The sequence below is a fragment of the Paenibacillus sp. E194 genome, from assembly GCF_000935845.1.
Lineage (GTDB): Bacteria > Bacillota > Bacilli > Paenibacillales > Paenibacillaceae > Paenibacillus_B > Paenibacillus_B alvei_B.
This window is the reverse complement of record NZ_JMDX01000256.1, coordinates 1-7,635: the sequence shown is the minus strand read 5'-3', so window position 1 is coordinate 7,635 and position 7,635 is coordinate 1. Positions and strand designations below refer to the sequence as shown.

The 7,635-nt window shown below is 53.8% G+C and carries 5 protein-coding genes and 1 pseudogene; 3 read left to right on the top strand and 3 right to left on the bottom strand.

All coding sequences use genetic code 11. The annotated features are described in order from the left end of the window. The 3 genes and pseudogenes from AZ66_RS24315 to AZ66_RS24305 form a co-directional block, all read right to left on the bottom strand. Positions 1-195, bottom strand: a 195-nt coding sequence (locus tag AZ66_RS24315) for a hypothetical protein (protein WP_044357225.1), incomplete at its 3' end; no start/stop codon positions are given. 1 nt (position 196) lies between these two features. Then, positions 197-3,587: pseudogene (locus AZ66_RS24310) on the bottom strand (tubulin-like doman-containing protein). A 55-nt stretch (positions 3,588-3,642) separates the two neighbouring features. Continuing rightward, positions 3,643-5,424, bottom strand: a complete 1,782-nt coding sequence (locus tag AZ66_RS24305; protein ID WP_052648835.1) for a vWA domain-containing protein — start codon at positions 5,422-5,424, stop codon at positions 3,643-3,645. A gap of 389 nt (positions 5,425-5,813) precedes the next feature. On the opposite strand from AZ66_RS24305, the gene AZ66_RS32105 reads away from it, so the two are divergent. The 3 genes from AZ66_RS32105 to AZ66_RS24295 are packed head-to-tail and all read left to right on the top strand — an operon-like array spanning position 5,814 to position 7,167. Further along, positions 5,814-5,966 (top strand): hypothetical protein, encoded by a 153-nt coding sequence (locus AZ66_RS32105; RefSeq protein ID WP_175400634.1) that lies wholly within the window; start codon positions 5,814-5,816, stop codon positions 5,964-5,966. Beyond that, entirely contained in the window at positions 5,963-6,904 is a 942-nt protein-coding gene (locus AZ66_RS24300; protein ID WP_052648833.1) for a hypothetical protein, read from the top strand. The genes AZ66_RS32105 and AZ66_RS24300 overlap by 4 nt, the downstream gene beginning before the upstream one ends. Before the next feature lie 5 nt (positions 6,905-6,909). Next, on the top strand, positions 6,910-7,167 hold the full coding sequence (locus tag AZ66_RS24295; RefSeq protein WP_156160068.1) for a hypothetical protein: 258 nt from the start codon (positions 6,910-6,912) through the stop codon (positions 7,165-7,167). Positions 7,168-7,635 lie beyond the last annotated feature (468 nt).

Below are 7,635 nucleotides of genomic sequence, written 5' to 3'. Positions count from 1 at the left end.
GACGCCGGCACTGTTATCCCATTTCCGCTCGCTAATCTGGATCATCGGCTCAATCGCGTCCCCCGCCTTGTCGCCGATGAAGAGGAACACCGTCGGATAATGAATGCTGCTCTGGTTATCGTCCCGGCCGGTGAGTCGATCCTCGTCGCGCGCATATTCGGTTGCGAACCTTTCCACTTTGGTCTGCGTCATCATCTTATTTCAACTTTCTCCGAATGGCGTTCAGCTTGGTCGTCAACTGCTTGTAGAACTGGTACGTATCCTCGCCGTTCGCCAGCTCGATTTTCTCGTATTCCAGCCGCTCGCGCGCCTCTAGGAACGCCGTGTACAGCTCATCCAGCTTCGCCAGCAGCGGATCGACATCCTCCGTTGCCGTCATCTCGGCGGCGCGGCGGGTCGATTTGCGCAGCAGCGGGCCGCGATGCTTCTCATCCAGGCCGCGGAAATGCTCGTATACCTCGTACTCGACATAATCCCGGCTCTTCATCAGATTGACGAACGGCTCCCACGCTTCCTCTTCCTCGTCGCGGTCATATACATAGAGCGCGCCTTTTTTTGCAGATCGTTCCGGTGTACATCGCTTCGATGAATTGATCCTGCTGCTTCTCCTCGTCCTGATGCTGGCCGAGCAATTGCTCGAACTCCGCCAACTTTGCCTTGATCGCTTCGTACTTGGCCAGCTCCTCACGCAGACGCGCGATAAGCTCCGGCGAACGGATCAGATTCTCCTTCGCCAGCTCCTCGCTGATGCTGCCGAAAATATCTTTGGTCTCAACCGGCTCCAAGCCCTCTTCGAGCAGCCGCTTCAGATCCAGGTATGCGCGCTTCACTTCCCCGAGATTCGGCTTCGCGGCCTGCAGCTGCATATCGTAGCTTGTGAGCATGTCCGTGAGGTTGAACGGCTTCGTGAAGACGACGGCATAGCGGTTGCTCGTATTGTCGTCCATCCCCTTCTCGATGACGGTCTTGAACCGCGCGCCCCGCTCGAACTCGGTGCGGACGCGGGCGTTGTATTTCTGCACCCGTTCGTTCCGGTACGTATCTCCCCATGATTGCTCCGGGATTGGGGAAGGAAGATACGTCCAGTTCGCCTTGTCGGTCTGCACGAGATGGCGGCCGATCCCTTCTTTGTCGAGAATCGTGCGCTCATAACTCTCCTCGTATACTTTGAGCGGCGTATAGACGAAGAGCGGCACCCCGTTATGCGTATTCAGCCAGAATATGCGGTTCTTCACCTCGCTCTCCTTGACGGTGAAGTTCGACTTGCCCACCGCATTGTTCTGGTAGTTGCGGATCCCTTTGAGAATGCTCGGCGCCTTGACGGGCACTGATACGAAGCCCCAGCGCGGAAAATGCAGATTGCCCGAGCTGTTGCTCAAATGGAACACCGGAACCGCCTCGTCATCCAGCTTGCTAGCGATCTGGCGCTCGACGAACTTATCGATCGACTCGTCGTTGCCGAACTTCATGACAAGGAACTCTTCCATGGATTGCGTAATCAGATCGCCGAACTTATCCGACAGGAAATCCGAAATCGATCTGACGATATCAAGCTCCTGCTCCTTGACCCATTGGTTCGAGTGATTCAGCAGTTCCAGCGAGAAGTCGCGGATCAGGTCGTCGACTTCCTTCTGATCCATAATGTTGCTGATCACTTTCGAGATGTCCGGTACGCTGACGATGTTCCAGTAATAGGTCCGGTTCCCCTTATGGTCGGCTTGCTCCTCGCCGTTGATCAGAATGTCGCCGTTCTTCTCGAAGATCGAGTTGAGCGCGTTCAATATTTCAGTAAATACGCTATAAATGCGGTTGTTCTCATGGTTCAGCAACTGATACAGATCTTCGTAGAATTCGATCATCTGCTCCGTGCGCTCCACATCGGCATGCAGCCAATATTCCTGAATTTTGGCTTCGATGTACATATTTTTCTTCTTGTCCTTGGAAATAAAGGCGCTCTTCGCATCGCCTAGACGCTCGCTCGCCTGCTCTTGTGCCGCCTCGATGTCGCGCGGAATATGATGCAGATTTTCGCGCAGCGTCTCGATGTAGGAGAGCAGCATTTTCAACAAGCAGAAGCCCTTCTCCGTGTTGATAAGACGAGACACATAGAACGGCCCCTGCTCCGGATGGAGGAACATCCGCCGGATCTGATCGGTGAAGCTGCCGACGATCTCGCCGGGAAGCTGCTTCTTCGCCTTGATGTATTCCTCGCGCGCCCGTGCTAGGAATGTCTGCTCCAGCTCTGTATCCATATTGACGACTTGCATTTTGATGACATTGTTATAGCTCAGGCGCTCGCTGTTCTCGAAGCCTGGCAGCGGCTCCGGCACGCGCGATTCGAACGTCTGCACCATCGTGTCGAGATCGACGCCTAGCTTGCGGGCGAACTTCTCGACCTCCTCCTGGCTCGGCGCCTTCTGGAACATCTTCTCCATCTTCTGGAACAGGCGGTACCCGAGATAGGTTGTCATCTCTTCGATCGGCAGGACGGCCGACGAAGCCCCGATGATGTTGTATTCGTAATTCGCCGGATACGCCCGGTTCATCTGGGCGATATTCGTGCGGATGTTGCTGATGTAATCGTGAATCGCGAATTCCTCGCCGGACTGCTTCTCCTCGCTCGCCATGAAGTTCGTGATGTTCTCCGCCGTCACGTTCATACAGTAGTCATACGCGTTCTCCAGCAGCTTCCCTTCCGTGTTCGTCGCCGAGATCAGATGGCACAGATTGAACGGTGACAGCGGAGAATTGACCGTCAAAATGTTGCCGTACTTCTGCCGGAAGCGCTCGCCGCGGCTATCGACGTTCATCCAGTAATCAAGCTCCTTGAGCGCAGCGTAGCCGTTCTTCTTGATATATTCGCGCGTATGCTCGCTTAGGCTCTTGTTCGACAGGTTCACGTCCGGAGTGAATAGATAGCCGAGCGTATTGACGCGATCGATGCCTGCCGAGCCATAATCCCGCTCGATAATGCCGCGCACGATATAGGCGATGTCCAAGAAGCAGCCGCTGCCGGTTCCGCCGGACAAGCCGGACAGCAGAAACACCATCAGCTTCTTGTTCGTGCCGACGGACAGCGTCTTAATCTTCTTGTCAATCGCCTGCACGACCTGATTGATCTTGGTGAACAGCAGCAGGCGGCCCGCCTGGCGCACGCCGGCGGCGCCGTTCATTCCGTCGGTGATGCTCAGCTCAGGGGAGAGCCACTCGGTAATATATGGCTCCAGAATGCTGCGGTTCTGCAGCAGCCCGCCTATCTCGGCGTTCGACAGCAGCACGAATTCATTGAGCGGATCGAGTCCGATGCCGCGGTATGTTTTGTTGCGATCCTGTTCATTCGTCTCGAATGCCAGGAACTCCACATTGTCCGGCTTCCCACGCTTCTTCTTCGAGATCGGATCCTCTGGCAGCTTGAATCTGCGATTGATCTGATACTTCAAGCGCAGCAGGGCGTCGATGCCGGTCCCTCCCAAGCCGATAATCAGGATCGGATTGTCGATCGTGTCGACGCGGATCTTGTCGCTGACGATGCCTCCGCCTAGCGATACGTCCAATTGCTGAATATGTTCTCTGACGATTGGTTTCATAAATGGATGTTCCTCCCTATCATTTCAAGTTCAAAAACGGGCTTGCGGAACGGTTCTACACGATATATTCAATCCAGACCGTTTTATCAACCTGTTGCAGCGGCACTGTAATCCGGTCGCCGCTCTTCATCTCCAGCCCTCTGCTCGCATCGACGGCGCGGCCCGATTTCTCAACTGTCCCAGCCGATCCGTTCTTGAGCAGTATGCGGTCGCTCTTGCCCGGCATAAACACCATCTTCTCGGTCTCCTTGAACTCAGGCGCCAACTGCAGCAGCTGGTGAATCGTGAATTTGCCTTTGAAGGCGGTCAACTTCTTATATTGCGGATAGGTCTTCTCTCCCGTATTCTCATCGCGGATCTCGATGACCATCTGGCCGACGAAGCCGCGGTTCGCCTTCTTCCATGCCGCGAGGAGGAACCCGGCGGCCAGAGCGAGGACGATGAGGACGATAGCCGCATAGACGATCCACGTCGGGAACGGCTTAGCCGCATCTCCTTCGCCTGCCCCTGCTTGAGCGGACGATCCGGCGCCCGCCGGCTTGGCGCTCACCTTGACCGGCTCCGTCTCCCGGTAGAAGCTCTTCTCCTCCGCCCTTACTATGATCTCGTAATCATGCTTGTCCTTCACCTCGAATTCCCCTTCGAAGCGGTCGCCCGCCTGAGCGAGGGGAAGATCGACCGTATCGCCGGTATCGAGATCCTTGACATTCAGCACGGCGCTCATGTTCTGGTACAGCGCATCATTTTGCAGCTTCTGGCCATTGCTGGTCAAGTAGGCGCCGATTTTGATTTTATCGCCTTTTTTATACGTTTTGGCCGAAATCGGGTCCATCGTCAGATCCAGATCATAGTTGAAGACGAGATTAATATCGATCTTGTCCTTATCCGCCCCCTTGACCTTCAGCTTCCAGTCGCCCTGGACCGGTTGGATCAGCTTCAGGAGCGAATAGCTATTCGAACGGGATAGCTGGACGTCATCGGAAGGAATCGCGACCTCCTTGCCGGACGGGTCGTACAGCTTCAATTCAACCGGCTTCGAGGACAGGATGGAAATATTGGCCTCCATGACGTTCGAATTCGGCACGTTCACCGTCACGTCCTGATAGCTCCCGTTCCCGGTGATCGGCTGGACCGGAACGATTTTCAGCTTCTGATGGCTGGCAAAAATCTCGCTCAATATTTGCGGAAGGTCGTCCGCCGACGATGTGACGAACGATTTGCCGTTCGTCTGCTTCGACAATTCGGCCAACGCTTCCTTGTTCAACTGCCCGTCGGCGTTCAGTCCGATCGTATAGATCGGGATGCCCTTTTGCTTCGCTTCTTTTACCGCCGCGCTCAGCTCCCGATCCGACTTCGCCTGCGTACGGCCGCTGTTCTTATTCAAATAGTTGTTGCCGTCAGCCAGCAGCACGATCATCGGCTCATGGGCCGGGTCGGCTCCCTGCTCGAGCACCTTGACGCCTTCCTTCACCCCGACCGCGATATCGGTATAGGCCCCGCGGTTCAATTGATCGATGAACTGCTTCAGATCCTCCTTGTCCTCCTGGGACTGAATTTCCAGCAGCGCTTTCTCGCGTTCGATTTTATCGGTATAAGCGACGATGCCGACTTTGTCGCCTGCGGAAGACAGCATATCGATGAACATCTTCATCGCTTCGTTGCCGATCTTGTCTGTATCGCTCGTATCCATCGAATTACTCACATCGATAACAAGCATGGCATCGATCTTCGAGGCCGCCTCGGCCGCCTGCGCTGCAGGCACCTTCCCGAGCATGGGCAGCAAGCCGAATGCCAGAGTGAATAACATCATGTAAGCAGCTAATTTTCTCCGAAGCATAATTGTACTCCTTTATCATAAAGTGATAGGTTAATGGCAGGCACACAAGCGCCACTGAAGAAGGCACTATCTTGTTATACCTTATAGTTATTAAGATTAGATGAACATTTTCTGAATTTTCTCGGCTTCCCCGCCACCATATCGTCTGAAATGACAATATATTTGTCGATTCTACCACCAATCTGTCATAATGATATAATCAGTAACTATAAAGTTCAACCTTATTCGACACTATGCAATAGGGACAAAGTCATACGAATGAAGGATGCCATTGTCGAAATTTGTCTAATCAGTATACGATACAAGGACACGCAGCATTGATAGTTTACTATGGGCTTGCGGAGCATATCCTATTACTCTAGTTTGCTGTTAAAAGGAAGGAACTCACTATGTTAACATACTGTTGTATCGCAATTTTGTTTCTATTTGTCGCCAGCCAGACCGTCCTCTATTGGGTTCGGCGGAAGACGACGCCTTCGCCGGCGGATATTGACGCCCGGCTTGTCTCTATTGTGAACGGAGAGAGCGGGAGATCGACATGAAAAAAATACCTGTCTATTTCAGACCGTACCGCAAGCCGAAGCAGCTCTATCATCTCGTGCATCGATGCGGCTCGTGTCAGGCATTCACCGCGCTGGAGGAAGATGTCTGTCCTGTCTGCGGCAAAACCTCGCTGCGCCCGATCGAACGGTACGCGGCCGCCCGGGTGAGGCGATCAATGCAGACGAAGCAGCTCTTCGCCCTGCTGCTTGGGCTCATCGGCATCCTGCTTAGCGACACATTCGGTCAGATGGCGCTCTGCGCCGCAGCGTCCATTCTGCTTATCGGCCTGCTCTGGTTCGTCCAGCGCAAGGCGAGGTCCGCCGAAGCCAGCCGCGAGCTGGACCAGCTGCTGCAGCGCGAGCAGGAGAAGCTGGCTCAGGATCTATACCGCGACTGGGAGCACGCCTTCTCGCATTGGGATGACGACAAGCAGCTCACCTACGAACTGCTGCGCCAGCTGCTGCCGTTAATCCGCAACGATACGATTCGGCTGCAGCAGTTGGCACTGCTTCATTACTTCGCACTGCGCAAAGATATGGAGCTGGAACTGGAACCGCTCTTGCTACAGCAATATGATCCGCTATTGGCCGATTACATCGGCGAGATCGCCAAAATCAAGCGGGAACTGATCAAGGACCGCACGTTCCAGTTCGTCATCCATTATGAGCCGGAAATTCTCGGGCTGGACAACGGCCAGGACATCCTGGCGGGCGTGGCCGGCGCGGCCGTACGCATGAAGCGTTACGTGCTCGCCTATCCGGGATTGGTACGGCGCTACGCCCATCGACTGCCGAAGGTGCGCTTGCTCCGGCTGCACCGGATGATGCGACAGCACCCGCATGAAAAATGGGATCGCATCGCCGACGAGGTGAACCGGATTGTGCGCGAGAAATACGAATGGGATCCTGACTTTCAGGACTCGGCCGGGAGAGGCTGATGTATATGACGATCCGAGACGTCCTGAACCCGCAGAATATGATGATCTTGTTATGCACTGCCGCGGTGGTAATAATTGGCTTCAAAGGGATTCAAATGCTGGCCTCAGTGCGGGCCGCAGACCGGATGCAGGAGCATTTCAGCCGGTTCAAGGATTATTTCGAGGCGCAACTGGAGGACGGCAAGCTGGAGGACAGCGGTGATGCATCGATCAAGGCGAATCTGCTGGCCAATCCGATCGTCACGGTCGATCCTGTCGAATAGCGAGGGCTTGTCATCCTCCTACTTCTGTAGGGGAATTCTTTATTTCTACTACATCTTCAATTGGTAAAAATATGTGTGAAACGTTGCTAAACTCTTTTTTCAACCGACTCAGGCCTACTGTGGACAAAAATCTCAAACCCAAGAAACAACGCAAGCGTAAAAACAAAGTAAGGCAAGAAGGGAGAAAAAGCTCCTACCACGACTCCAAGAAGAATCAAGCGTCTCGTGGAGTGGATGATGCGTCACACCGACAAGATTGACTATTGAAATTTCATATAACGATCTTATCTACGCTCCGAGAGCCTACCTCCTAGTTACGATGGATCGAACTTTGGAACATAAATAGTCAACCCTAGATCTTATCCATTTAAGTTTATTGCTTCGATTCGTTCTCTTAGCCTTTCGTGTAACGTCGCCTACTGCTCTTAATTTTTTTATCTTAATTCGAATTCTTCACATGCGATAACG

Bases quoted from the DNA above. Each gene is read 5' to 3' on its own strand.
- AZ66_RS24305 (WP_052648835.1), bottom strand. From the start codon at position 5,424: ATGCTTCGGAGAAAATTAGCTGCTTACATGATGTTATTCACTCTGGCA.
- AZ66_RS24295 (WP_156160068.1), top strand. From the start codon at position 6,910: ATGACGATCCGAGACGTCCTGAACCCGCAGAATATGATGATCTTGTTA.
- AZ66_RS32105 (WP_175400634.1), top strand. From the start codon at position 5,814: ATGTTAACATACTGTTGTATCGCAATTTTGTTTCTATTTGTCGCCAGC.
- AZ66_RS24300 (WP_052648833.1), top strand. From the start codon at position 5,963: ATGAAAAAAATACCTGTCTATTTCAGACCGTACCGCAAGCCGAAGCAG.